This window comes from Rhodococcus sp. NPDC056516, assembly GCF_042794655.1.
Taxonomy (GTDB): Bacteria; Actinomycetota; Actinomycetes; order Mycobacteriales; family Mycobacteriaceae; genus Rhodococcus_F.
In genome coordinates this window covers 221,607-247,175 of record NZ_JBHTTG010000002.1, presented here as the reverse complement: position 1 = coordinate 247,175, position 25,569 = coordinate 221,607, and the positions used below count along the sequence as shown (strand labels likewise).

23 protein-coding genes are annotated in these 25,569 nt (G+C 63.5%); 15 read left to right on the top strand and 8 right to left on the bottom strand.

The genetic code is table 11. The features are described from left to right. Position 1: 1 nt before the first annotated feature. Positions 2-859: a Ku protein gene (locus ACFQ6Y_RS06175; RefSeq protein WP_378631327.1), complete on the bottom strand. Its 858-nt coding sequence runs from the start codon at positions 857-859 to the stop codon at positions 2-4. 141 nt (positions 860-1,000) lie between these two features. Here ACFQ6Y_RS06175 and ACFQ6Y_RS06170 point away from each other — a divergent pair, with 141 nt between their 5' ends. Next, the gene (locus ACFQ6Y_RS06170) at positions 1,001-1,972 is read left to right on the top strand and encodes an alpha/beta hydrolase (protein WP_378630227.1); all 972 of its coding nucleotides are present in this window, start codon (positions 1,001-1,003) and stop codon (positions 1,970-1,972) included. A 14-nt stretch (positions 1,973-1,986) separates the two neighbouring features. On the opposite strand, the gene ACFQ6Y_RS06165 is transcribed toward ACFQ6Y_RS06170, so the two are convergent. Both ACFQ6Y_RS06165 and ACFQ6Y_RS06160 read right to left on the bottom strand, forming a co-directional pair. Further along, positions 1,987-3,117, bottom strand: coding sequence for a lycopene cyclase family protein (locus ACFQ6Y_RS06165; RefSeq protein ID WP_378630223.1), 1,131 nt, complete (start codon positions 3,115-3,117; stop codon positions 1,987-1,989). A gap of 10 nt (positions 3,118-3,127) precedes the next feature. Continuing rightward, on the bottom strand, positions 3,128-3,913 hold the full coding sequence (locus tag ACFQ6Y_RS06160) for an SDR family oxidoreductase (protein ID WP_378630219.1): 786 nt from the start codon (positions 3,911-3,913) through the stop codon (positions 3,128-3,130). A 129-nt stretch (positions 3,914-4,042) separates the two neighbouring features. Between ACFQ6Y_RS06160 and ACFQ6Y_RS06155 the strand changes: the two genes are divergently transcribed. After that, a complete protein-coding gene (locus ACFQ6Y_RS06155; protein WP_020907739.1) occupies positions 4,043-5,674 on the top strand; it encodes an ABC-F family ATP-binding cassette domain-containing protein in 1,632 nt (543 codons plus the stop codon). A gap of 58 nt (positions 5,675-5,732) precedes the next feature. On the opposite strand, the gene ACFQ6Y_RS06150 is transcribed toward ACFQ6Y_RS06155, so the two are convergent. Continuing rightward, a complete protein-coding gene (locus tag ACFQ6Y_RS06150) occupies positions 5,733-6,299 on the bottom strand; it encodes a TetR/AcrR family transcriptional regulator (RefSeq protein WP_214886600.1) in 567 nt (188 codons plus the stop codon). Positions 6,300-6,479: 180 nt separating this feature from the next. After that, positions 6,480-9,281: an aconitate hydratase AcnA gene (gene acnA, locus ACFQ6Y_RS06145; RefSeq protein ID WP_378630214.1), complete on the bottom strand. Its 2,802-nt coding sequence runs from the start codon at positions 9,279-9,281 to the stop codon at positions 6,480-6,482. 455 nt (positions 9,282-9,736) lie between these two features. Here acnA and ACFQ6Y_RS06140 point away from each other — a divergent pair, with 455 nt between their 5' ends. The 8 genes from ACFQ6Y_RS06140 (at position 9,737) to ACFQ6Y_RS06105 (ending at position 18,504) form a co-directional block, all read left to right on the top strand. Then, positions 9,737-10,327, top strand: coding sequence for a DUF6676 family protein (locus ACFQ6Y_RS06140; RefSeq protein ID WP_378630211.1), 591 nt, complete (start codon positions 9,737-9,739; stop codon positions 10,325-10,327). 451 nt (positions 10,328-10,778) lie between these two features. Beyond that, complete coding sequence (locus ACFQ6Y_RS06135; RefSeq protein WP_378631323.1) at positions 10,779-12,341, top strand: NlpC/P60 family protein; 1,563 nt, start codon at positions 10,779-10,781, stop codon at positions 12,339-12,341. Positions 12,342-12,493: 152 nt separating this feature from the next. Beyond that, positions 12,494-13,726: an AAA family ATPase gene (locus tag ACFQ6Y_RS06130; protein WP_378630207.1), complete on the top strand. Its 1,233-nt coding sequence runs from the start codon at positions 12,494-12,496 to the stop codon at positions 13,724-13,726. After that, positions 13,723-14,715 (top strand): DUF58 domain-containing protein, encoded by a 993-nt coding sequence (locus ACFQ6Y_RS06125; RefSeq protein ID WP_003944991.1) that lies wholly within the window; start codon positions 13,723-13,725, stop codon positions 14,713-14,715. Before ACFQ6Y_RS06130 ends, ACFQ6Y_RS06125 begins: the two co-directional genes overlap by 4 nt. Further along, positions 14,712-15,692, top strand: coding sequence for a VWA domain-containing protein (locus ACFQ6Y_RS06120; RefSeq protein WP_378544257.1), 981 nt, complete (start codon positions 14,712-14,714; stop codon positions 15,690-15,692). The genes ACFQ6Y_RS06125 and ACFQ6Y_RS06120 overlap by 4 nt, the downstream gene beginning before the upstream one ends. Positions 15,693-15,762: 70 nt before the next feature. Further along, positions 15,763-16,512 carry a 3-oxoacyl-ACP reductase FabG1 gene (gene fabG1 / locus ACFQ6Y_RS06115; protein ID WP_378533077.1) on the top strand — a complete coding sequence of 250 codons (750 nt, stop codon included), beginning with the start codon at positions 15,763-15,765 and terminating at the stop codon, positions 16,510-16,512. 57 nt (positions 16,513-16,569) lie between these two features. Then, on the top strand, positions 16,570-17,367 hold the full coding sequence (gene inhA / locus ACFQ6Y_RS06110; protein WP_003944803.1) for an NADH-dependent enoyl-ACP reductase InhA: 798 nt from the start codon (positions 16,570-16,572) through the stop codon (positions 17,365-17,367). 84 nt (positions 17,368-17,451) lie between these two features. Next, the gene (locus tag ACFQ6Y_RS06105) at positions 17,452-18,504 is read left to right on the top strand and encodes a ferrochelatase (protein WP_378631320.1); all 1,053 of its coding nucleotides are present in this window, start codon (positions 17,452-17,454) and stop codon (positions 18,502-18,504) included. A gap of 11 nt (positions 18,505-18,515) precedes the next feature. Here ACFQ6Y_RS06105 and ACFQ6Y_RS06100 read toward each other — a convergent pair whose 3' ends face one another. Next, positions 18,516-19,124, bottom strand: coding sequence for a transcriptional regulator (locus tag ACFQ6Y_RS06100; protein ID WP_378630204.1), 609 nt, complete (start codon positions 19,122-19,124; stop codon positions 18,516-18,518). Between the two features lie 106 nt (positions 19,125-19,230). After that, a complete protein-coding gene (locus ACFQ6Y_RS06095) occupies positions 19,231-19,572 on the bottom strand; it encodes a metallopeptidase family protein (protein WP_003944783.1) in 342 nt (113 codons plus the stop codon). Between the two features lie 77 nt (positions 19,573-19,649). On the opposite strand from ACFQ6Y_RS06095, the gene ACFQ6Y_RS06090 reads away from it, so the two are divergent. Both ACFQ6Y_RS06090 and ACFQ6Y_RS06085 read left to right on the top strand, forming a co-directional pair. Next, entirely contained in the window at positions 19,650-20,141 is a 492-nt protein-coding gene (locus ACFQ6Y_RS06090) for a hypothetical protein (protein ID WP_378630201.1), read from the top strand. 153 nt (positions 20,142-20,294) lie between these two features. Then, entirely contained in the window at positions 20,295-22,088 is a 1,794-nt protein-coding gene (locus ACFQ6Y_RS06085) for an enoyl-CoA hydratase-related protein (protein ID WP_378630198.1), read from the top strand. Here ACFQ6Y_RS06085 and ACFQ6Y_RS06080 read toward each other — a convergent pair. Beyond that, on the bottom strand, positions 22,078-22,869 hold the full coding sequence (locus tag ACFQ6Y_RS06080; protein ID WP_378630195.1) for a hypothetical protein: 792 nt from the start codon (positions 22,867-22,869) through the stop codon (positions 22,078-22,080). The genes ACFQ6Y_RS06085 and ACFQ6Y_RS06080 overlap by 11 nt on opposite strands. A 67-nt stretch (positions 22,870-22,936) precedes the next feature. On the opposite strand from ACFQ6Y_RS06080, the gene ACFQ6Y_RS06075 reads away from it, so the two are divergent. From ACFQ6Y_RS06075 to ACFQ6Y_RS06065, 3 genes are read left to right on the top strand one after another with little or no spacing between them, the layout of a single operon-like run. After that, entirely contained in the window at positions 22,937-23,764 is an 828-nt protein-coding gene (locus ACFQ6Y_RS06075; RefSeq protein ID WP_378533067.1) for a DUF3097 domain-containing protein, read from the top strand. A 42-nt stretch (positions 23,765-23,806) separates the two neighbouring features. Beyond that, a complete protein-coding gene (locus tag ACFQ6Y_RS06070; protein WP_003944877.1) occupies positions 23,807-24,238 on the top strand; it encodes an NfeD family protein in 432 nt (143 codons plus the stop codon). Next, on the top strand, positions 24,238-25,521 hold the full coding sequence (locus tag ACFQ6Y_RS06065; protein ID WP_378445985.1) for an SPFH domain-containing protein: 1,284 nt from the start codon (positions 24,238-24,240) through the stop codon (positions 25,519-25,521). Before ACFQ6Y_RS06070 ends, ACFQ6Y_RS06065 begins: the two co-directional genes overlap by 1 nt. Positions 25,522-25,569: the final 48 nt, after the last annotated feature.

Below are 25,569 nucleotides of genomic sequence, written 5' to 3'. Positions count from 1 at the left end.
CTCAGGCGCGCTTCTTCGCTCGCGTCTTGCTTCCACTCGTTTTGCCGGCAGAGGTTTTGCTTGCGTTCGACTTGGCTTCGTCCACACTGCGCTGGAGCGCGGCAACCAGGTCGACCACTTCGGCGTCGGTGCCTTCCTGATCGACCTCGGCGGCAGGGATGACCTTCTTGCCGCCGTTCTCGATCATCTCGTCGAGCAACTGCCGCAGTTGGAGTTGGTAATCGTCGGTGAACTCGGTCGGATCGAAGTCGCCCGCCATGCTCTCGACGAGCGTCTGCGCCATCTTCAGTTCCTTGACCTTCGGCTTCTCCACGTCGTCGAGCGAGGGGAACTCTGCGGAGCGAACTTCGTCAGGCCAGAGGAGCGTCTGGATCACGAGGACGCCGTCGCGGGCGCGCATCGCGGCCAGGCGCGTCTTCTGCCGCAGCGTGAAGTGCACGAGTGCTGTTCGATCGCTCTCGGTGAGCACAGTCGAGAGCAGGACGTACGCCTTCGGTGACGCCGAATCCGGTTCGAGGAAGTAGCTCTTCTCGAACAAGATCGGATCGATCTGATCGTTCGGCACGAATTCCAGCACCGGAATCTCATGCTTCTCGGCGGCTGGGAGCTTGTTGAAGTCCTCGTCGCTCAGGATGACCCGTGATCCGTCCTCCGAGTCGTACGCCTTGTCGATGTCCGCGAACTGGACCGTGTTGCCACATTCGGAACACACGCGGTTGTACTTGATGCGGCCACCGTCTTTTGCATGGACCTGGTGAAATCGGATGTCGTGGTCCTCGGTCGCCGAGTACACCTTGACCGGAACGTTGACCAGACCGAAGGCTATCGAGCCTTTCCAAATCGAGCGCATGTCTCCCATGATGGTCGTCGCCGGCCGTTTGCGCGAGGCAAACGCTCTCGGTTGATCCCGAACCGTTGCGTGTGGATGGGTCGGTTCGGGGCGTATCGAGCGGGTATCCGCTCCGAGAACCCGACTCGCACCCCTGGGGGGCACGCTCCGATGAGAATCCGAACCTACCGTCGACGCGTCACCGCTGCGCTGGCGATTTCACTGTTTCCACTGCTGTTCGCACCGTGGCCCGCAACAGCCGATCAAGCACGCACCGTCAGTGTCGCCGTTCATTCGGATGCGATGGACCGCGACATACCTCTCGAGGTGATCCTTCCCGCCGACACCAGCGCCCCACGCCCGACGCTGTATCTGCTCAACGGCGCCGGCGGTGGCGAGGACAGTGCAACGTGGGAAGGACGGACGGATGTCCTGGACTTCTTCGCCGACAAGAATGTCAACGTCGTGACGCCGTTGGAAGGAGCGTTCAGCTACTACACCGATTGGCAGAAAGACGATCCCGTACTCGGACGCAACAAGTGGCAGACATTTCTCACCCGCGAACTACCGCCCGTGATCGACGCGCAGTTCGGCACCAACGGGGTCAACTCCATCGCGGCGATCTCGATGACGGCGACCTCGGTTCTCAACCTCGCGATCTCAGCACCGGGGCTCTATCGCAGTGTCGGCGCCTACAGCGGATGCGCGGAGACCTCCACCCAGCCAGGGCAGGACTACGTGCGGCTGGTGGTCGGCGCGCGGGGAGGCGCTGACCCGACAAACATGTGGGGACCGTTCGACAGTCCCGGATGGCGCGAGAACGATCCCGTCGTGAACGCGGAGAAACTGCGAGGAACCGAACTGTACGTCTCCACCGGTTCCGGGCTGCCAGGTCCACACGAAAACCTTCAGGCACCCGATGTGAACGGAAGTCCCGGAGCGCTCCTGAATCAGATCATCGTCGGCGGCATCATCGAATCCGCGGTCAACGGGTGCACGCACGGACTGGCGGACCGACTGAACGCTCTGGGCATCCCCGCGACCTTCGACTTCAAGCCGACCGGAACACACTCGTGGGGTTACTGGCAGGACGATCTACACAATTCCTGGCCGATGATCGCCGGCTCGATGGGAACGCAGTAGTCGGTCCAGAGTGCTCACCTCAGAAACGGCGCGCGCATCAACGTCTTTCGGACGTGCCACGGTGACGATCGGAACAGTGTTGCCATCACCTTCGCCGTCGCGGACGCGTCCCGCCGATCGGACAGGTAGGACCGCTGAGCCTCGATCGGTAGATCGAAGAACGTGTCGAAAAATGTCGCTACCTCGCCGGAGCCGAGGGTGAGAAGTGCGTTCAGGCCAACGCGGCGAAGGGCAGACACCGCCCTGGCCGATCGCGGCCAGAGTGCTGCGTTGGGATCCCCACCGCCGGCGATTGCTTTCGCGACAGTGTCTGCCTCGGCGAGTGAGGAGGCAACGCTGTATCCCGTTCCAGGATGCATCAAACCGCCTCGCCCGCCGAACCGGAGGATGCCGTCCGGTGAGGACCCCCTCGGGCCTTCGACCGCAAAACGGACTCGCTCGACCGGCGCGTCGTCGGGGACTTCGCAGCCCCGATTGTGAAGTCGGGTGCGCAGACGTGCTTCGAGTTCGCGGAGCCCCAACGCCGGCCGGCCGACGAGGCAGGTCTCCTCGAGAAGAACTCGCTCGTCGTCGAGTGGGACCGCATAGAGGAACGACGGGGCGTCGGCGTCGGAAGTGCCGTTGTCTCTTCGCCAGTCCATGAACCAGGCTTCGCCATCGCCCAGAACCGGATCGGCCAGGGCGCGGTCGACGATCACTCCGAAGGCGGTCTGCTGGGCGGTTGTCACTGTCAGATCGGTGCCTCTGGCGTCGACGACGACGGATCCCGTCAGCTGCGATCCGTCCACGCACTCGACGGTGGTGGGGGACAGTGTTCGAGCGCGCAATGCTCTGAACTGCATGAAAGTACTAGAGAGAAATGATTGCAGCAATGCTGTATTCAATACACAGTATGCGCGATCAAGCGTTTTCTGTCCATCGGTCCACACGTTCGGACGTTGAATCCGGCTCGCGATCACCTCGTCCGGCAGCCACGACGGAAGCTCGTCCGCCCACGCCGAATAGGTCGGAGTCCACACCCGATGGGGATGCGGATCGACAACGACGACGGTGAGTTGCCGGGCGATGCAGCGGGTCGCGAGTGCCCGTCCGGCCGGGCCACCACCGACGATCACCACGTCGGCGGAGGAGTTTTCTGTGCTCACGACCGGCGCACTACATCGATCCCGTTGCGAGCAGACCGCCGTCGACCCGCACGGTTTCGCCGGTGATCCACGCCGCCGCGTCGGAGACGAGGAAGCCGACCAGGCCGGCAACGTCTTCGGGAGTGCCGAGTCGTTTCATCGGGTAGCCCGCCGACGCCTTGTCCTCGCCGGCAGCGACCAAGGCCGCCGCAAACTGCGTCTTGACGATCCCGGGAGCTACGGCATTGACACGAATCTTCGGTCCCAGTTGCCAGGCCAGTTCTTCCGTCAAACGGATGAGCGCAGCCTTCGATGCGCCGTACGCGGCGATCACGCCCGTCGATCGGATCCCGGCCACGCTGGCCAGATTCACCACCGCGCCACCGTGTTCTCCCATCCACGCCCGATGCGCTTGTTGGACGTAACCGAGGGCGGCAACCACGTTCACGTCGAAAATCTTGCGCACGGCGTCGAGGTCCGCCTCCATGAGCGAACCGAAGACGGGATTGATGCCGGTGTTGTTGACCAGAACGTCGAGCGAACCGAACTCGGAGACGGCGCGGTCGACGGCGCCGGAGCGGGCTTCGGCATCGGCAGCGTTGCCCGCGAATGCGACGACCTTTCCGCCGTGACCCAGAGCGGACAGTTCTGTTGAGGCGGCCTCGAGGGGCTCCGCCTTGCGGGCGGTGATCAGGACGTCTGCGCCGCGCGCGAGGAGTTCGGCGGCGACAGCTTTGCCGATCCCGCGACTTGCGCCGGTGACGATGGCGGCGCGGCCTTCGAGGTCGCGAGGACGAGTGCTGTTTTCGCTAGTCATGTCCCGAACGTTAGCGGACTCACACGCTGCTGGTCGGAACGACCGTCAGGTCACGGTAAAATCGATAGTTCTTGTGTCTGAAGTCAGGCATTGTTTACCCGTATTCGTCGTTTTTCCTGAGGAGTTTGCTTGATTACCGCCACTGACCTCGAAGTTCGTGCCGGTGTCCGCACCCTTCTCACGGCTCCCGGGCCCTCGCTGCGCATCCAGCCGGGCGATCGGATCGGACTCGTCGGACGTAACGGAGCCGGAAAGACGACCACACTGCGCATCCTGGCCGGTGAAGGTGAGGCATACGCGGGAAGCGTCGTACGCACCGGTGAACTCGGATACCTCCCTCAGGACCCCAAGGAGGGCGACCTGAGCATCCTCGCCAAGGACCGGGTTCTCTCCGCACGAGGTCTCGACACGATGCTCCGTGAGATGGAGAAGCAGCAGATCCTGATGGGAGAGGTGCTTGATCAGGAATCTCAGGATCGCGCCGTCAAGAAGTACGGCCAACTCGAGGATCGGTTCTCTGCCCTCGGCGGATACGAAGCCGAGAGTGAAGCCGCACGAATCACCAGCAGCCTCGGCCTCGAAGACCGTATTCTCGGGCAGCCGCTCAGCACGCTGTCCGGTGGTCAGCGTCGTCGCGTCGAATTGGCACGAATCCTCTTTGCCGCCTCGGACGGCAGCGGTGCCCGCTCGGACACGACGCTGCTCCTCGACGAGCCCACCAACCACCTCGACGCCGACTCCATCACCTGGCTGCGTGGATTCCTCCAGAACCACGAGGGTGGACTGGTGGTCATCAGCCACGACGTCGACCTGCTCAACGACGTCGTCAACCGCGTGTGGTTCCTCGATGCCGTCCGCGGTGAGGCCGACGTCTACAACATGAACTGGAAGAAGTACCTCGACGCACGCGCCACGGACGAGCAGCGTCGCCGTCGCGAGCGCGCTAATGCCGAGAAGAAGGCTGGCGCGCTGCGGATTCAGGCTGCGAAGATGGGCGCGAAGGCAACCAAGGCCGTCGCCGCGCAGAACATGGCCAAGCGAGCCGACAAGTTGATGGCGAACCTCGACGCAGAACGCGTCTCGGACAAGGTGGCGCGGATTCGTTTCCCCGAACCCGCAGCGTGTGGCAAGACTCCACTGATGGGCAAGAACCTCACCAAAGTGTACGGCTCGCTCGAGATCTTCACCGGTGTCGATCTCGCGATCGACCGTGGATCGCGTGTGGTCATCCTCGGACTCAACGGTGCGGGTAAGACCACGCTGCTCCGCATCCTCGCGGGCGCGGAGAAGGCGGACGCGGGCGAGCTGATCGCCGGTCACGGACTCAAGGTCGGATACTTCGCTCAGGAGCACGACACCCTCGACGACGACGCATCCGTGTGGGAGAACATCCGCCACGCCGCGCCGGACACAGGGGAGCAGGAACTGCGTTCGCTGCTCGGTGCCTTCATGTTCACCGGCCCGCAGCTCGAACAGCCGGCCGGAACGCTCTCGGGTGGTGAGAAGACGCGTCTGGCTCTGGCCGGTCTGGTGTCTTCGGCCGCCAACGTTCTGCTTCTCGACGAGCCCACCAACAACCTGGACCCGATCTCACGCGAGCAGGTGCTCGACGCGCTCCGCAGCTACACCGGCGCCGTCGTTCTGGTCACTCACGATCCGGGTGCTGCCGAGGCACTCAACCCCGAGCGCGTCATCCTCCTGCCCGACGGCAACGAGGACCACTGGTCGCAGGAGTACCTCGAGCTGATCCAGCTCGCCTGACCCCTGTGAGTGGTTAGGGAGTCCCCGCACTCCTCAACCACTCACGGGGGCGAAGCCCCTAATCCCTTCGCCGCACAGACTCCTCGACCAGGTCGAGAACAGCGGAAAGGTTGTCGACGCCGTGGCCGGAAGCGATTCTCGCGACCAGGCCGTCCATCACCAGATCCAGATACCCGATCAGGATTTCGGTGGGAACGTCGTCACGGAGTCGGCCGGCCGATTTCTGTCGGGCGAGGCGTGCACTGGTCGCTTCCGTCAATTCTGCGGAGCGCTGCGACCATTTCTCACGGAAATCGGCGTCGTTGCGTAGTCGACGCGCTATCTCCAGTCGCGTTCCCAGCCAATCGAATTGATCGGGCTGCGCGAGCATGTCCCGCATGACCTGGACGAGGCCCTCTTCGGCGACGACATCTGCCATCCGGCTCGCATCCTCGCTGGCAAGCGCGAGGAACAAGCCGTCCTTGTCCTTGAAGTGATGAAAGATCGCTCCCCGGGACAAACCGGTGACTTCTTCGAGACGGCGAACTGTGGCGCCGTCGTAGCCGTATTCCGCAAAGCAGCGGCGGGCGCCGTCAAGGATCTGACTGCGCCGTGCCGCGAGATGGTCTTCACTGACCTTGGGCACGGGCATCCCTCCTTTGTCGGGTTGCCTGTGAGCACTTTCGGCCGTAGGCGCTGAATGACGACTCAGTGCACAAAGCGCTCACGACCACCGATGAAACATGGTTCGCCTTTCGGCGAAAGTGGTCGTGAGCGCTTTGTGACCCGTCATGGGCCGAAAGTGCTCACAGGCACGTAGTGCCTACTAGCCCCGGATCATGTTGCGAAGCACGTACTGCAGGATGCCACCGTTGCGGTAGTAATCCGCTTCGCCGGGGGTATCGATGCGTACGACTGCGTCGAACACGACCTTCTCGCCGTTCTCGCGCGTCGCCGTGACCTTCATGGTCTTCGGGGTGACGCCCTCGTTGAGCTTCTCGACGCCTTCGATGTCGAAGGTCTCGGTGCCGTCGAGCTTGAGCGAAGCTGCGGACTCGCCGACCGGGAACTGCAGCGGGACAACGCCCATGCCGATGAGGTTGGAGCGGTGGATGCGCTCGAACGACTCGGTGATGACGGCCTTGACGCCGAGCAGGCTGGTGCCCTTGGCTGCCCAGTCACGCGAGGATCCGGAGCCGTACTCCTTGCCGCCCAGGACGACCAGCGGGATGCCGGCTGCCTGGTAGTTCTGCGACGCGTCGTAGATGAATGCCTGCGGTGCGCCTTCCTGCGTGAAGTCGCGGGTGTATCCACCGGAGACGTCGTCGAGGAGCTGGTTGCGCAGACGGATGTTCGCGAAAGTACCGCGAATCATGACCTCGTGGTTACCGCGACGCGAGCCGAGCGAGTTGTAATCCGCACGCTCGACGCCGTGAGAGTCGAGGTACTGCGCGGCGGGGGTACCGACCTTGATCGGACCTGCCGGGCTGATGTGGTCGGTGGTGACCGAGTCGCCGAGCAGCGCGAGGACGCGGGCGCCCTTGATGTCCTTGACCGGAGCCGGATCCATCGTCATGCCGTCGAAGTAGGGTGGCTTCCGCACGTAGGTGGAGTTCACGTCCCACTCGAAGGTGTCACCCTTCGGGGTTTCGAGGTTCTGCCAGCGGCTGTCGCCCGCAAAGATGGTTGCGTACGACTTGCGGAACATGTCCTGGTCGATCGAGGACTTGATGGTCTCTTCGATTTCCTGCGTGGACGGCCAGATGTCCTTGAGGTAGACGGGGTTTCCGTCGGTGTCGTTACCGAGCGAATCGGTCTCGAAGTCGAAGTCCATGGTTCCGGCGAGGCCGTAGGCAATAACGAGCGGCGGGGAAGCCAAGTAGTTCATCTTGACGTCGGGGGAGATACGTCCCTCGAAGTTACGGTTACCCGAGAGCACCGCGGTGACCGAGAGGTCGTTGTCGTTGATCGCCTTGGAGACTGCCTCGGGCAGCGGTCCGGTGTTACCGATGCACGTGGTGCAGCCGTAACCACCGAGGTAGTAGCCGAGCTTCTCGAGGTACGGCCACAGGCCGGCCTTCTCGTAGTAGTCGGTCACGACCTGCGAACCGGGAGCCATGTTGGTCTTGACCCACGGCTTGGTGGCAAGGCCTTTTTCGACGGCGTTGCGTGCGAGCAGTGCAGCGCCGAGCATGACCGACGGGTTGGACGTGTTGGTGCAGGACGTGATGCCGGCAACAACGACGGCGCCGTGGTCGAGAACGAATTCACCGGCGTCGGACTTGACGACAACCGGCTTGCTCGGACGGCCTTCTGCACCGTTGGCAGCGGAGAGAACGTCGACCGCTCCGTCGTCGGCAAACGACAGAACTGCGGGGTCGGAAGCCGGGAAGGATTCCTCGACTGCCTCGTCGAGCTGGGTGTGCTCGGTCGGGTGGTTCTCTTCCACGTAGTTGTGGATGTCCTTGCGGAACGCAGTCTTGGACTCCGACAACAGGATTCGGTCCTGCGGGCGCTTCGGGCCGGCGATCGAGGGAACAACGGTTCCCAGATCCAGCTCGATGTACTCCGAGAAGACGGGTTCCTTGTCGGGGTTGTGCCACAGGCCCTGTTCCTTGGCGTACGCCTCGACGAGAGCGAGCTGCTCGTCGCTGCGGCCGGTGAGGCGCAGGTATTCGATGGTCTCGGCGTCGATCGGGAAGATCGCTGCGGTGGAACCGAATTCGGGGCTCATGTTGCCCAGCGTTGCGCGGTTCGCGAGCGGAACCTCGGCGACACCGTTGCCGTAGAACTCGACGAACTTGCCGACGACGCCGTGCTTGCGGAGCATCTCGGTGGCGGTGAGCACGACGTCGGTTGCGGTGACGCCGGGCTTGATCTCACCGGAGAGCTTGAAGCCGACAACGCGGGGGATCAGCATGGAGACGGGCTGGCCGAGCATTGCTGCCTCGGCCTCGATGCCGCCGACGCCCCAGCCGAGCACGCCGAGGCCGTTGACCATCGTGGTGTGCGAGTCGGTGCCGACGCAGGTGTCGGGGTAGGCCTGTCCGTTACGGGACATGACGGTGGGAGCCAGGTATTCGATGTTGACCTGGTGAACGATTCCCATTCCCGGGGGGACGACCTTGAAGTCGTCGAATGCGCCCTGGCCCCAACGAAGGAACTGGTAACGCTCGCCGTTGCGCTCGTATTCGAGGTCGACGTTGCGCTCGAGTGCGTCGGCCTGGCCGAAGACGTCGAGGATGACCGAGTGGTCGATGACCATGTCGGCGGGGGAGAGCGGGTTGACCTTGTTCGGGTCGCCGCCGAGGGTGGTGACGGCCTCACGCATGGTGGCGAGGTCGACGATGCAAGGAACGCCGGTGAAGTCCTGCATGATCACGCGGGCAGGCGTGAACTGGATTTCGATGCTCGGCTCAGCTGAGGGATCCCAGCTCGCGATGGCGCGGATGTGATCCGCGGTGATGTTGGCACCGTCTTCGGTGCGGAGAAGGTTCTCGGCGAGAACCTTCAAGGAATAGGGCAATTTCTCGGTGCCGGGGACAGCCGAGAGGCGGAAGATCTCGTAAGAGTTCTCACCGACCTCGAGGGTTCCCTTGGCTCCGAATGAATCGATACTGGTGCTCACGTCTGCTCCACTCGTCTATGAGGGTCGCTACCGACGGGGCTGTGTCGGCAGCTGAAGCGAGGTACTTCGGCTGGTAGATCCTCCGTAGCTCACGCCAATCGCACAGTTCGCGTGAGAACTGTCCGAACATCGGAGCTGCGGTAGAACCTGTCCTGACCGGTGGTACCTCTCGGTCCAAGTCTAACAGTACGCTTGTCCTGTGAGAATTCAGGGCAAGTTGACCGAAACAATCTTCATGCAGACTGCGGGCCTGCGCAACGCAGGCTTGGCTGGGTGACCGCACCCACAGTTGCCACTCAGGCGGCACGCGCGGCGGTTGTGTGTGACGCCGGGTGGCAGTCGACCTGAAGTAGGCTGCATGCAGGCCCGTCGCGGGTCGGCCGCCGACAAACGACCTCGGACCAACTCCCCGCAACTCAGCGGTGGACGGAATCCGAACAGCACCCGGATGAGAGATGTCTGCTCCTACCAATCACGCTTTCGCGCCCGTGCACGTGAAGTCCCCGTCGCACACCGCAGTTCCGTCGGACGTCGATCTCGACGACGTATTCGCGGATCTCTCGACGGACGGCGTCTCCGCCCCCGAGTCCGATGTTGCCGGGCTGACCGCGGTGGTGACCGACGCTCGCGAACGTGGTGTCGACTTGAGCGTCGTCGTCGTCGATGCGAATCCGGGCCGGCCGTCCGATCTTCGGGACCTGGCCACGACGGTCGGCAAGACCGAAGGCGGCACGGTCCTTGTTCTGAGCCCGGACTGGATGGGCAGCTACAGCGACTCGATCTCTCGCGTCCAACTCGAAACTGCACAAGACCGGTCATTCGGCGAGAGCGCGAGTGTGACCGCGGACCGTTTCTCGCACGAGATCGTGGCGCCTGGTCCGCCGTGGACGTTGTACACGGTTCTTGTCATCGCCGTCGTGGCGGTAATTGCCGGAATTACCTTCGCGGTCAAGTGGCGGCGAGAGCCGGAAAATACGCAAACCAGACATATCGGTTCTGCTTCAGAGATTGCGACATCTTCCGACCACCGGGCCGATTCCGTCTGACCTTGGTCCTTTTGCGAGATTTTCAGTAACTCGTCGAAAACAGGTACTCACCGCTGTTTGCGGTGAGTACCTGCCCTTTTTGGTGCCTGCATGCCATTCGACCAGCTCAAATACCGTTTGTGTTATTTGTGGCTAAAGTTTCCAAAGAACGCTTGAGTGTCGTACGGTACAACTGGCACTTTTTGGGGAAGAAGTGTCGCAGACAGGCTGATGTTGTTCGACGCGTACTTGTCGGTTGCCTTGTTCTCGAGGTTCCGGCGGTGGCGTTCTTACGACACGTCCGGGTCAACCGTCAGCTCTCGGGCTGTGGGCGACCGGTGCTTGGTCTGCGCATTCCCTCCCCGCACGGATCGGCGACCCAGCGGGCCGTGGCGTTACACGCGAGGGAGAGTTATTTGTGAGGCAAGTAACACGTGGCGGCGAGTCCCGTCGTGGTCCTTCCCGTAAGTCGATGCGCCTGGCGCAGCTGGTCATCGGGTTCGGCGTCGTCGGATCCCTGATCGTCGGAACGCCGGCCATGTCCTCGGCCGTACCGCCGCCGCCTCCGAATCCGAGTGACTCGGACATCGCCGCGGCAGATTCGCAGGTCTCGTCGAGCGTCGGCACCGTCAGCGCGCTCATCAATCAAGTCGCATCGGCCAACGAACAGTTGTCGGCACTCGACAACGAAGTTGCGATCAAGCGTGAAGACGTCAACAAGACTCTCGTGGATCTGCAGAACGCCCGCGGCGCCGCAGACTCTGCAGCGCAGGCCGTCGGAGTCACCAAACAAGCTCTGAAGGACGCGTCGGCGCAGATCGAAGTCGCTCAGACGGACTTCGACAAGTACGCACGCTCGAGCTACGTCAAGGGCACGAACACCGCGTCGATCTCGTCGTTCCTCGACGCCAAGGGGCCGGGCGACGTTCTCGACCGTGCCCAGGTCCTCAAACTTCTCGCCAATACACAGAGCGCAGTGCTCGACGGTCTCCAGCGAGCACGTACCGAGCAGGCGAACAAGGACTCCGCGACCCGCCAGGCCAAGCAGCAGGCCGACGCCGCCGCCGAGGTCGCCGCGCAGCTGAAGGATCTGGCGGAGCAAGCGATTCAGATCGCGCGCAATGCCCTCGATCAGCAGGTAGCCAAGAAGGCATCGATCGAAGCCGAGCGCAACTCCGCTCAGGCTCAGCTCGACGCCGCCCGCAATGCCGTCGCCGGCTTGCAGGGGCAACGCCAGGCATACGCGACGTGGGACGAACAGCGCCGCGCCGAGGAAGCTCATCAGAAGGCTCTCGAAGCCGCCGCCAAGGAAGCAGCCGCTCAGGCCGCCGCCCGTGCCGCTGCCGACCAGGCAGCCAAGGATCGAGCTGCAGCACTGGCAGCAGCCCAGCGTCCGCACACCGCTGTCGAAGACCCGACTCCGACGGTCATCCCGGACGACGACGACACCTGGACGGACGAGGAAACCGGGACCGACGAAGAAACAGGCACGGACGAAGAGACCGGCACCGACGAGGAAACGGTCACCACGCCCAAGCCCACCACCCCCAAGCCCACCACGCCCAAGCCGACGACGCCGAAACCCACCACGCCGAAGCCTTCCGTTACCGGAAGCGCTGCAATCGAATCCGTCATCGACCGCGGGATGTCTCAGCTAGGCGTGCAGTACGCCTGGGGCGGCGGCGACGAGAACGGTCCGACGCGAGGCATCCGTGACGGCGGCGTCGCTGACAGTTACGGCGACTTCAACAAAGTCGGGTTCGACTGCTCCGGCTTGATGATCTACGCCTTTGCCGGCATCGGGATCTCGCTGCCGCACTACACCGGCTATCAGTACACCGCGGGCACGCAGGTTCCGTCCTCGGAGATGAAGCGCGGCGACATGATCTTCTACGGCCCCAACGCCAGCCAGCACGTGGCGCTCTACCTCGGTAACGGGCAGATGCTCGAAGCACCACAATCCGGTTCGAGTGTCATGGTCTCCCCGGTTCGCTGGGGCGGAATGACGCCGTACGCCGTCCGACTGGTGTCCTGACGGTCAGAGGAAATTGTCGCTGACGACCGCATTGTCAGGAGAAGTATCAAGTTCCCGACGTGGTGTTACGGCATCGAGCGCAACTACCTGGAATAGTTGACGGGGAACACGTTACTGTCGGTACTTTTCTAGGTGAAAGCGATGGATTCTTGGTGACCTCACGTGAAGATTCGGTCGGAACGGTCGACGTAAGCAAGGCGGGCGGAAGTGCGGACGGAGCAGCACCTTCCCTGACAGCCGACGTTCAGACCTTGGAACGAGCGATCTACGAGGTCAAGCGAGTCATCGTCGGGCAGGACCGGCTTGTCGAGCGCATTCTCGTCGGTCTCCTGGCCAAGGGGCACGTCCTCCTCGAGGGTGTCCCCGGCGTCGCCAAGACGCTGGCCGTCGAGACTTTCGCAAAGGTCGTCGGTGGTTCCTTCTCCCGCGTGCAGTTCACCCCGGACCTGGTGCCCACCGACCTCATCGGTACGCGTATCTACCGTCAGGGCCGCGAGGAGTTCGACACCGAACTCGGACCCGTCGTCGCGAACTTCGTCCTGGCCGACGAGATCAACCGCGCCCCGGCCAAGGTGCAGTCCGCGCTCCTCGAGGTGATGGCCGAACGCCACGTCTCGATCGGTGGCAAGCGGTACCACATGCCCGATCCGTTCCTGGTGATGGCGACGCAGAACCCCATCGAGAATGAGGGCGTCTATCCGCTCCCCGAGGCGCAGCGCGACCGCTTCCTGTTCAAGATCCTCGTCGATTACCCGACGGTGGAGGAAGAACGCGAAATCGTCTACCGGATGGGCGTCGCAGCTCCGGAGCCGCACCAGATCCTCGGTCCGGAGGAGTTGGTCAGGCTCCAACGCGTCGCCAGCAACGTCTTCGTCCACCACGCCCTGGTCGACTACGTGGTCCGAGTCATCGCCGCTACGCGCACGCCGCGTGAGGTCGGACTCGAGGACGTCGCAGGCTGGATCGCCTACGGTGCCTCACCCCGTGCGACGCTCGGCATCATCGCCGCGTCGCGGGCCCTCGCACTCGTCCGAGGCCGCGACTACGTCGTGCCGCAGGACGTCATCGAAGTGATCCCGGACGTGTTGCGTCACCGTCTCGTTCTCTCGTACGACGCCATGGCCGACGAGGTGACTCCCGACGCCGTCATCGCCCGGGTACTGCAGACCGTCGGACTGCCGCAGATCGCCGCGCGACCGGTCCCCACCGTTCCCGGACCGCCCCAACAGGGCGCACCGCAAGCACCGCAGTTCAACGCACAGGGTGCCGTCAATCCACAGGGCGCCGTCAACCCACAGGGCGCCGTCAACCCACAGGGCACAGCTAATCCGCAGGGCAACGGCGCGCCGATCGCGACCGCTGAGACGATGAGTCGCCCGCAGTGACCGAAGGCCGCGACGGTGGCCAGGCGACACCCGCCGGATCCACCGGTTCTCCGCCGTCGTTCCGATCCGGCGAGCTCAGTGATCCCAAGCTCACCGCTGCGCTGCGCACCCTCGAGCTGACGGTTCGTCGCCGCCTCGACGGTGTGCTGCACGGCGACCACCTCGGTCTGATTCCCGGCCCGGGTTCGGAACCGGGGGACGCTCGCGAGTATCAGCCAGGCGACGACGTGCGGCAGATGGACTGGTCCGTCACCGCCCGTACGACGCATCCGCACGTGCGTCAGTCGGTCGCAGATCGTGAGCTCGAGACGTGGCTCGTCATCGACCTGTCCGCAAGTCTCGATTTCGGGACGGCCGGATGCGAGAAGCGCGACCTGGTCGTCGCCGCGGCTGCAGCGATCACCCACTTGACCAGTTCGGGAGGTAATCGCGTCGGCGCCATCATCTCGACGGGCGCACAGACAACACGAATTCCGGCCCGTGGTGGGCGAATTCACGCACAGGCGATGCTTCGTAAGATCGCGACGACCCCGCACGCTCCGGACGGGGTACGAGGCGATCTGGTCGGGGCGATCGAAGCGCTCAGACGCCCACAGCGTCGACGCGGACTCGCGGTGGTCATCAGTGACTTCCTCGGGCCGATCGACTGGGAACGCTCGCTGCGCGCCATTTCGGGACGGCACGACGTGCTCGGCGTCGAAGTGGTCGATCCGCGTGACCTCGAACTGCCCGACGTCGGCGACGTGGTGCTCCACGATCCGGAGTCCGGTCGGACGAGAGAATTCACCACGACGCCGCAACTGCGAGCAGACTTCGCCAGAGTCGCCGCTGAGCACCGCGTCGAGGTCCGGCAAGCTCTACGTCGTTGCGGCGCACCACTGATGTCTCTGCACACCGACAGGGACTGGATCGCCGACGTCGTGAGATTCATCTCGGCACGCCGCCACAGTTATGGTGCCGGCGCCGGAACTGGGGGCGTTCGTTCGTGAGTCTTTCTCAATTCACCGCACCGTGGTGGCTGCTGTTCCTCGCTGTCATCGCCGCGTTGGTGGTCGGTTACGTTTTTGTCCAGAAGCAGCGTGAAAAGCACACACTTCGGTTCACGAACTTCGCGCTACTGGAGAAGGTCGCGCCTTCGCGGCCGGGGCGGTGGCGTCATATTCCGGCGATTCTGATGGTCGTCGCGTTGGTGTTCTTCACCGTTGCCCTCGCCGGTCCGACGGCAGACAAGAAGGTCCCGCGAAACCGCGCCACCGTGATCCTCGTGATCGACGTGTCGCTGTCGATGCAGGCCACCGATGTCGAGCCGACGCGATTGGCAGCAGCGCAGGAAGCAGCCAAGTCGTTTGCCGACGGTCTCACTCCTGGAATCAACCTCGGGTTGGTCGCATTTGCCGGAACCGCCTCGGTTCTGGTGTCGCCCACCACGAATCGTGACGCGACGAAGGTCGCCATCGACAACCTGAAGCTCAGTGAGCGGACGGCGACGGGCGAGGCGATCTTCACCTCCTTGCAGTCGATCGACACGCTGTCGGCGGTTCTCGGCGGAAGCGATCAGGCGCCCCCGGCGCGCATCGTGTTGCTGTCCGACGGTAAGCAGACCGTTCCCGAGAACCCGGACGATCCGCGGGGCGGATTCACCGCTGCCCGTCAGGCCAAGGACAAAGGCGTTCCGATCTCGACCATTTCCTTCGGAACGACATACGGACGCGTCGAGATCGAAGGGGACCGAATCCCCGTCCCGGTCGACGATGCGTCGTTGAAAGAGATCGCCAACCTGTCCGGGGGAAGTTTTTTCACGGCATCGAGCCTGGAAGAACTGCGCCAGGTGTACGACACGCTCGAAGAGCAGATCGGTTTCGAGACGACTCGAGGCGACGCGAGTCGACCATGGTTGATCCTCGGCGTCGTGTTCGCGACCGCAGGTCTGACGATCGCCCTGGTACGCAGGCAGCGTCTGCCTTGATCGAGAGCAGTTCCGAATTGTCCAAATACCGCTGGTACGCGGCCCGCAGAGAATTGATAGGTTGATCGCCATGTCTATCCCTCCCACGCCAGTGGTTTCCGAACGGACCGTCACCACACCGCGCTCGGTGCTCGTCACCGGCGGCAACCGCGGAATCGGCTTGGCCGTCGCTCAGCGACTCGCTGCAGACGGTCACAAGGTAGCCGTCACGCATCGCGGTTCCGGTGTCCCTGAAGGTTTGTTCGGCGTTGTCTGCGACGTCACCGACACCGAGTCGATCGACCGGGCGTTCAAAGAGGTCGAGGCACACCAGGGCCCGGTTGAGGTCATCGTCGCCAACGCCGGCGTCACCGACGACACACTGATCATGCGGATGAGCGAAGAGCAGTTCACGAGCGTCGTCGACGCGAATCTGACCGGAACCTTCCGCCTCTCCAAGCGTGCGACCCGTTCGATGCTGCGCGCGCGTTTCGGACGGTTCATCTTCCTCGGTTCGGTGGTGGGTCTGGCAGGACAGGCCGGCCAGGTCAACTACGCCGCGTCCAAGGCAGGCATCGTCGGTATCGCTCGTTCCCTGACCAGGGAACTCGGCTCGCGCTCGATCACCGCCAACGTGGTCGCTCCCGGATTCATCGAGACAGACATGACGGCCGCCTTGGGCGACGACGTCAAGGACAAGGCCACCGAGTTCATCCCGTTGCAGCGGACCGGAAAGCCGGAAGATGTTGCAGCAGTTGTCAGTTTCCTCGCCTCGGACGATTCGGCATATGTCTCGGGTGCGGTCATCCCCGTCGACGGCGGACTCGGCATGGGGCACTGACCCGCTTTTTCGAACACGCACACCTTTCTCGTACGTCTGAAATCAGGAGGACATCTCATGGGCGGTTTGCTCGAGGGTAAGACCATTCTTGTCACCGGCATCATCACCGATTCGTCGATCGCGTTCCACGTGGCCAAGGTCGCGCAGGAGCAGGGCGCGAAGGTTCTCATCACCGGGTTCGATCGTCTGCGCCTCATCGACCGCATCGCACAGCGCCTGCCGCAGCCCGTGCCGCCGGCAATCTCGCTCAACGTCCAGAGTTCCGAGGATCTCGCCTCCCTCGCCGAGCGTGTTCGCGAGCTGGCTCCCGAGGGTATCGACGGCGTCGTCCACTCGATCGGCTTTGCCCCCCGTTCCTGCCTGGGAAGCCCGTTCATGGACGCGCCGTGGGAGGACGTGGCGGTCGCACTCGAGGTGTCCGCATACTCGTACAGCGCGCTGGCCAAGGCGTTGCTGCCGGTGCTCAACGACAACGCGTCCATCGTCGGTATGGACTTCGATCCGGCACGCGCGATGCCGTTCTACAACTGGATGGGCGTCTCCAAGGCGACGCTCGAGGCCGTGAACCGCTATGTGGCCAAAGAGGTCGGCGTTCGTGGCATCCGCTCGAACCTGGTGTCCTCCGGTCCGATCAAGACCCTGGCCGCCAAGGCCATTGCCGGTGACAGCACCGGTCCGGGCGCGGAGTTGGACAAGCTCAACACCGCGTGGGACGGCGCTGCGCCCATCGGCTGGGACGTCGACGATCGCGAGCCCGTGGCCAAGACCGTCTGCACCGTCCTCTCGGATTGGTTGCCCGGCACGACCGCGTCGATCATCTACGTCGACGGCGGCTTCCACGCGATGGTCGGCTAGTAGCACTAGTTCTACTACGCAGGTGAGTACCCGGATGATCCCCGCCGAACGGCATCGCGCAAGATTGAACTCATGACCGCAAGTATGGACATGCAGTTCGATGCTCTTCTCGTTTTGTCGTTCGGCGGTCCCGAAAAACCCGAAGACGTACGACCCTTCCTCGAAAACGTCACGCGCGGTAGGGGAGTGCCGGCGGAGCGCCTCGACGCCGTCGTCGAGCACTACATGCATTTCGGTGGGGTTTCACCTATCAACGCGCTCAATCGGGACCTGATCGACCGGGTCGAGGGTGAACTGGCAGCAGCCGGCCTGGACTTGCCCGTGTACTTCGGCAACCGCAACTGGCACCCGATGGTCGAAGACACCGTTGCCAAGATGCGCGAGGACGGTGTCCGCAACGCCGCCGTGTTCGCCACGTCGGCGTGGGGCGGTTACTCCGGGTGTCGGCAGTACCACGAGGACATCGCCCGTGCCCGTGAGGCGGTCGGTGACGGCGCGCCGACGCTGACCAAACTTCGCCAGTACTACGACCATCCGCTGGTCGTCGGCGCATTCGCCGACGGGGTCCGAGCTGCCCGCGCCGAGTTGCCCGAAGCGACTCGCGATACCGCGCGCCTGGTGTTCACAGCGCATTCGGTACCGATTGCCGCAGACCGCAATGCGGGTCCGCCGACGGAGGGTGGAAACCTCTACAGCCGACAGGTCGCCGAGGCCGCGAAGCTTGTTGCCGAAGCCGTCGGCGTCGAAGATTTTGATCTGGTGTGGCAGTCGCGATCTGGCCCGCCGCAGGTTCCTTGGCTGGACCCTGACATTTGCGATCATCTGGATACGTTGTCCGCCAAGGACGTTCGTGCCGTGATCGTGTGCCCCGTCGGCTTCGTCTCCGATCACCTCGAAGTGGTGTGGGATCTGGATACCGAGGCCAAGGACAAGGCAGCCGAACTCGGGATGGATTTCGTTCGTGCAGCGACACCCGGCCGCGATCAGCGTTTTGCGCAACTGGTGCCCACGCTCGTTCAGGAACTGGCCGAGGCCGAGCAGCCACTGCGACTGGGGGTCGAGCCGCTGCTCGGCTCGACCACCAACGGACTCTCGTGCGCAGTGAACTGCTGCGCGGCCGTTCAGCGCCCCCGCTGACGCCCCGACGCTCAGGTGTTCGGCTGCTTGAGCTTTCCGCAGGGCCCCGGAACGGTGGACGTGCTGCGCGAGGTGAGGAGCGTCTCGACGATCTGTCGCTCTTGCGGGCTCAGTGACGGGTCAATGTAGTTGAGTTCGGGCGCGCCCAGTTCGCGGACTCGCCCGGCGAGGGTCGCGACAAACGAGACCCGTTCCTCGTCGTCGCCGTTGACGTCGTGGATCTGCAGAACCGACACCGGGAACTTGCGCAGCGTCACGGGCAGGAAGCGGGCGCTCAACACGTGGTCGACGTTGAATCCTGCCCACTGTCCCTGGTTGGCTTCCACGCATTCGGCGTCGGAGTGAATTGCGCTCTCGCCGATGTACTTACGGGCGGGCAGCATCTTCTTCGGTGCAAGTTCGGATGCGCCTTGCTGAAGGACGGGAAAGTCGCCGTCCGAGTACAACCACGGTTGGTTGGCCATCGAGATCAACCGGCCGGCGTCCAGATCCGGGAGATAGCGAGACTTGAGGAGAAACGCGACGCTGTCGACCGAGATACCCAACAGTTCGGCAGCCTTCTGCCGGCTCATCGCAAACGTCGGGGCATTCTTCGGGGCGATCTGGATCAAATTGACCATGCGAACTCCTGTGAGTGTTCAATTGTTGCGGGCTTGGTACAGCTGACATGACAATTCGCCGATTATCAACCTCTAGCTGATTTCCGACTTGTAGATGAGTCGGTTGTCACCATCCGAGTTCGCGCAACCGGGGATCCCCGATCCCGAAGTGGTGGCCGATCTCGTGGATCACGGTTCGGCGAACCTGCTCGATCACCTCGTCTTCGGTGCTGCAGATCGCACAGATGGCCCTGCGGTAGATCGTGATGCGGTCGGGGAGTACGCCCGCGTACGTGGTGGTTCTCTTGGTCAGCGGGATACCTTGATACAGCCCGAGTAGCCCTGGTCGTCCCCCTTCGAGTTGAACGGTCACCGCGACATTGGCCATCTCCGCTCCCAATTTGGGCGGCAGACTGTCGAGCGCCCGTTTGACCATGTCCTCGAACTGACTGTCGTCCACGTCGATCATCTGCCCATTGTGCGTGCGAGGGTGGGATCCGGGTGTGTCCATGTGGAAACAGTGCAGCTTACGGCTATGTTCATTGCGTGGCCGAAGACCTCTATCACCGTTACGAATTCACATTCATCGTTCAGATGCTGACAGTCTCGCAAGAGCAGGCGATCGAAGAGAGCTTGGGCGGAAGGGTCGAGGATCGACGTGGGTTGCAGTTGCTGACGCTCACCGCGGAGGGCATGCGCGCAGCGACGACGGCTATCACCGCGGTGGACCAGTTGGTGGCCGCGGGCGTGCGCCCACAGCGGACACATCCTGACCTGGTGTCACGCCAGGACATTGCCGACCGTGCGGGCGTGACCCGGCAAGCCGTCGGACAATGGGTGCGAGGGGTTCGGCAGGCCGCTACTCCTTTTCCGATTCCTTACAACTCGGTGGCCGGTGGTATCTGGTTCTGGGGCGATGTCCTGGATTGGTTGCGCCGTCAGGGGTACAGCCAGGACACCGGTCTGCGCTACCCGACGCTGGACGAACATATTCGAATCGACCGCCACATCGCGATCAACCACAAGCCCGGGCGTTGACCAGACGAACTGTTTGCTTGAAAATAGCCATTGAAACAAACCGACGGTAGGTATAAAGTCCCTAAATACCTCAATCAATCTATCGGTGCGTCGGCCCGGCTCTGGGGGGAGTCGGGTCTGCGCTGCGGATACTCGAGATGCGAGCAGGAATCCATGGTTTCAACCCCCGAAGTCACACCGCTGCCCACATCCGCTGCCCTCGCGACTTCTGTGGCCACTGCGGGTGTGGGAGCTACGGTGAAGCTACGCGAAGGTGGATCGGCCAAGGGTCGCTTGCGGGCGGCCACCGCGGCGCTGTTCCGGCGCTCGCGCCCACACGTCGCTTCCGCGCCGCCGTTGAGCGTGCTTCTCCTCGTCACCTCCGATAACGGTCTTTCCCAGCGGGCCGCCCTGGTTCTTCGGGAGGCAGGACACCAGGTCCGCACCTCCGTCGTAGCCGACGCAGAAGCGGCGCTGACCGCAACGGCGGCGGGGGATTTCGATATCGTCATCTGCCCATTCCTGAAAGCCTATGTACCGGAATCCATTTGGCAGCGGTGGACGACGATCATCATTCACCCCGGCCCACCCGGAGATCGCGGACCGTCGTCGCTGGACTGGGCAATTGCAGACGACGAACCGATCTGGGGAGTCACCGCATTGCAGGCCGCCGAGGAACTCGATGCAGGAGCGGTGTGGGCGTGGCGGACCTTCGAACTTCCGAGCGCGGCAACCAAATCCTCGGTGTACAACGGGGCAGTCACCGACGCGGCGATGGAGTGCATAGCGGTGGTCGTCGAGCATTTCCGTACTCCTGATTTCCAGCCGATCCCGTCCGAGCGCGTTGCCAGGCCCGTGGCATCGGCCCGATCGAGGCCGAGCATGAAACAGTCCGATCGCGTGTTCAGTTGGGCGGAGGACGCATCGAGCATCGTCCGCGCCGTCAACGCCGCCGACGGGTTTCCCGGCGTCGCCGTTCAACTCGGGCTCGACCGGGTCTACGTCTACGACGCTTTCCTCGACGCCCACGTCGATGCGGCACCTGGCACCATCGTCGAGTACTTCCACCAGGCAATACGTGTTGCTACCGGTGCCGGTTCGGTGTGGATCGGGCATGCGCGGCTCGTCGGCGCGGGCAATGTCAAACTTCCGTCGACCGCTGTCGTGCGGCCGGACGTGTTCGTTCCACAGGTCTGGGAGAGTCGCTATCCCGAGACCGACTATCACCGGGACGGCGATATCGGACATCTCTCGTTCCGCTTCTACAACGGCGCGATGAGTACCAAGCAATGCGCACGCCTGGCGGCCAGGCTGCGCTGGGCGATCGCGCAGGACACCAAGATCCTTGTCCTGACGGGCGACTACGACAGATTCAGCAACGGTATCCACCTCAACGTCATCGAGGCGGCGTCGGATCAAGCCGGAGAAGCGTGGGCCAATATCAAGGCCATCAACGAGATCGCGAAAGCGATAGTCACCTGTACGGAGCAGGTAGTGGTGGCGGCTTTCACCGGCAACGCCGGTGCCGGTGGGGTCATGCTCCCGCTCGGGGCCGACGTAGTCGTGGCCAGGGACGGTGTGGTTCTCAATCCTCACTACGCCACGATGGGCCTGTTCGGCTCGGAACTGCACACGTACACACTTCCGACCCGGGTCGGCGAGGAGCAGGCACGCAGCCTGCTGACCGAATGCAGTCCTATCGGTATTCGTCGCGCATTGGACATCGGACTGGTCGACGCGATCGGCCCCAGGCGGCCGGATCTGTTCGAGGCGTGGCTGGACAAGGTCGCCGTCGACTTACTCGAAGGAGATCGCCTGGAATCGATGCTGGAGCGCAAACGTCTTCGGCTGGAACGCGATCCGGTGCAGCCCTACGAGGAACGTGAACTCGAGGAGATGAAGATCGACATGTTCGGTGACCGCAACGGGTTTGCCGAGAAACGCCGGAACTTCGTGCTCAAGCTCTGATCGACACACTGTTGGCCGACGCAACACGGGCGATGCGGACGACGTCCCACAGTCGTCGCAGCAGGTCTTCACGCGTCTGCGCGGTGGACACGCTCGGTGCCTGGTTGGTCCCGGCCGACGCGGCGACGGCAAGAATTGCTGCCACGTTGTCGGCGGTGTCGATCACCTGCAGATGCCGCGGTGACAGCGTCGACGGCCAGCGATACCCGGCCTGCGCCTGCAGTGCTTCGGCGACCAGGGTGCGCGCGTCGCTTCCGGGCATACCCGTGGCAACAGTCGGAAGCCCGCCGAGGATCTCCGCTGCATCCCGAACAGCTTGACGCAGTTCGTATTCGGCTTCACGGAGCCCGATCGTTTCGGCGCTGCCCGCCACAGTCGGGATGGAGAAGACCGTCCACCGCAAGACGTCCGGGCCTTCCTTCGACGGCACGAGGCCGACTCCAGGTTTGCCGACGGCGCCGATTTGTATCCCCTCACCCGCTGTGATCGCAGCGCGAGCGAACTCGGTTCCGGTAGGCAGGCCTCGCACGTCGCCGGCCGTGGGAAGGACCAGGCGGACTTCGGCAGCCTCCGAGCGCGCGATTCTCAGCAGCGTGGAGATACCGGATGCCGTGAGACCCGGCCACTCGAGATCGTGGCGGACTGCGGTTTCCGCATCGGCGGCCCCGATCAGGTGCATCGGTGCCCACGCGGCAAGGGCGTCGATGACGTCGTCCGGCGCAGCGTCGCCGGCGAGCCATGACGCTGCCCACACGGTGAGGGTTGCGCTGGGAGAACTCATGACCGTGAAGTTTAGTTCGGCGTGGCGAGATGCGCGGCCCCGGCGTTGTGACCTAGCGTGATCCGGCGTGAGCGGTGGCAACGGATACGGTGACATTTTTGCGGGTCATACCCGTAAACAGAAGCGCGTGACGCCCGAAGTGGCGGCCGAACGTGATCTAGTCGTCGAGGATGCGGCGACGGGATTCTGCGGGGCGGTAGTCGGTTTCGAGCGCACGTACGACGGCGATTTCGTGCGCCTCGAGGACGGGCGTTCCCGGACGCGGTTGTTCGCGATGCGCGAGGCGGCTTTCCTCGTCGACGGCTCACCGGTCACCCTCGTCCGGCCTGCGCCCAAGGCCGCGTCCACCAAGCCCGCACGGTCGGCTTCGGGTTCGACGCGAGTCGAAGGCTTGCGTGCCCGCACGGCACTGCCCAGCCGGATCTGGGTGGAGGGCGTGCACGACGCCGCCCTCGTCGAGCGGGTATGGGGTCACGACCTTCGCGTCGAAGGTGTTGTCGTCGAACATCTCGAAGGACTCGACAATCTGGGGGAGCGTCTTGCCGAATTCGGTCCAGGCCCCGGCCGCCGCGTCGGGGTCCTGGTCGACCACCTGGTCACCGGTTCCAAGGAGACCCAACTGACTCAGGGCCTCGGCCCCAACGTGCTGGTGACCGGTCATCCGTACATCGACGTCTGGGAGGCAGTGCGCCCCACATCCGTCGGTATCGCAGCCTGGCCGAAGATCCCGCGCGGCGAGGATTGGAAGACGGGAATCTGCCGCGAACTCGGTTGGGGGACCCCTCAGGAGGGCTGGCGGCGGGTCTACAACTCGGTGGAGAGCTTCCGCGATCTGGAAGCTCCGTTGATCGGCGCCGTCGAACAACTTGTCGATTTCGTTACCGAGCCGAACTGACGTAGCGGCGGCCTGGGTCACACATTCTGGTTAGATGGTGTTGTGGCTGCACTAATTTGGCTGATCGGAGCACTTGTGCTCGCCGGGGCCGAGGCGTTGGTGGGGGATTTCTTCCTGCTGATGCTCGCCGGTGGGGCACTCGCTACTGCCGGTGTCAGTGCTGTCACCGACTTCCCGGTGTGGGTCGACGCCGTCATGTTCGGAGTTTTCTCCGCCGCTCTGGTCCTGGGCGTGCGACCGATCATGTTGCGTCGCTTCGGTAGTCCGCCGCCGACCCCGACCGGAATTCAAGCACTCGAAGGTAAGCACGCTCTGGTTCTGGAAGAAGTAGGCGAGCATTCCGGGCAGGTCAAGTTGGACGGCGAGGTGTGGACTGCCAGGCCGTACGACACCACCGAGGTGTACCCGCCGGGCACCAAGGTGACGGTGATGGAAATCAACGGCGCAACAGCAGTCGTCTGGAGGGGACCTTAATGGCAGCACTCATAGTGCTCGGTGTGTTGGTGTTATTCGTGATCTTGGTGGTCGCGAAGTCGGTGGCACTGGTACCGCAGGCAGAAGCCGCGGTCATCGAACGGCTCGGCAGATATTCGAAGACGGTGTCCGGTCAGCTGACGTTCTTGATCCCGTTCGCCGATCGCGTGCGCGCCAAGGTGGATCTTCGCGAGCGCGTCGTCTCCTTCCCGCCGCAACCGGTGATCACCCAGGACAACCTGACACTGTCCATCGACACCGTGGTGTACTTCCAGGTCACCAATCCCCAAGCTGCGGTGTACGAGATCAGCAACTACATCGCTGCCGTCGAGCAGTTGGCAACCACGACGCTGCGAAACGTCGTCGGCGGAATGACCCTCGAAGAGACGCTGACCTCGCGTGATTCCATCAACGGTCAGCTTCGCGGTGTCCTCGACGAGGCAACCGGTCGCTGGGGCCTGCGAGTGGCCCGCGTCGAGCTCAAGAGCATCGATCCGCCGCCCTCGATCCAGGAGTCGATGGAGAAGCAGATGAAGGCGGACCGTGAAAAGCGCGCCATGATTCTGACGGCTGAAGGTCACCGTGAGTCCGCCATCAAGACCGCCGAGGGTGCAAAGCAGAGTCAGATTCTTTCTGCCGAGGGCAACAAGCAGGCGTCGATCCTGAACGCCGAGGGCGAGCGACAGTCTCAGATCCTTCGCGCTCAAGGTGACCGCGCGGCCAAGTACCTGCAGGCCCAAGGCGAGGCCAAGGCCATCGAGAAGGTCTTCGCCGCCATCAAGTCCGGTAAGCCGACTCCGGAATTGCTTGCATACCAGTACCTTCAGACGTTGCCGCAGATGGCGCAGGGCGATGCAAACAAGGTCTGGCTCGTACCCAGCGACTTCGGTGATGCACTGAAGGGATTTGCGAAAACGCTTGGCGCGCAGGGACAGGACGGTGTTTTCCGTTACGAGCCGCCGGCCGCCGAAGAGAATCTTCCCAACCCTGAGGACGATTCAGCTGAGGTGGCAGAGTGGTTCGAGACAAAATCCGACCCGGCCATCGCAGAAGCGGTGCGCGCCGCTGAAGTTGCTGCGCGCACACCCGTCGAAGATCCGGCAGCTGCAGTCAGGCACCGCCGTGAAAGTGCGCCCGAGCAGCCTGGATTCACCGATCCCGCGCTACCGCAGCAGGGTGAAAACCCGTGGCCCGGTCAGCTACCGCTGCCGTCCGAGCGTGAAGAATTCCAGCAGAAGTACCCGTACCAGGGTCAGCCGCCGGAAGGCGGCCAGCGCCAGTAGTCACCTCTCGTAGTAGTAACTCGTAGTCGTCGGGACGGGCACTCATCA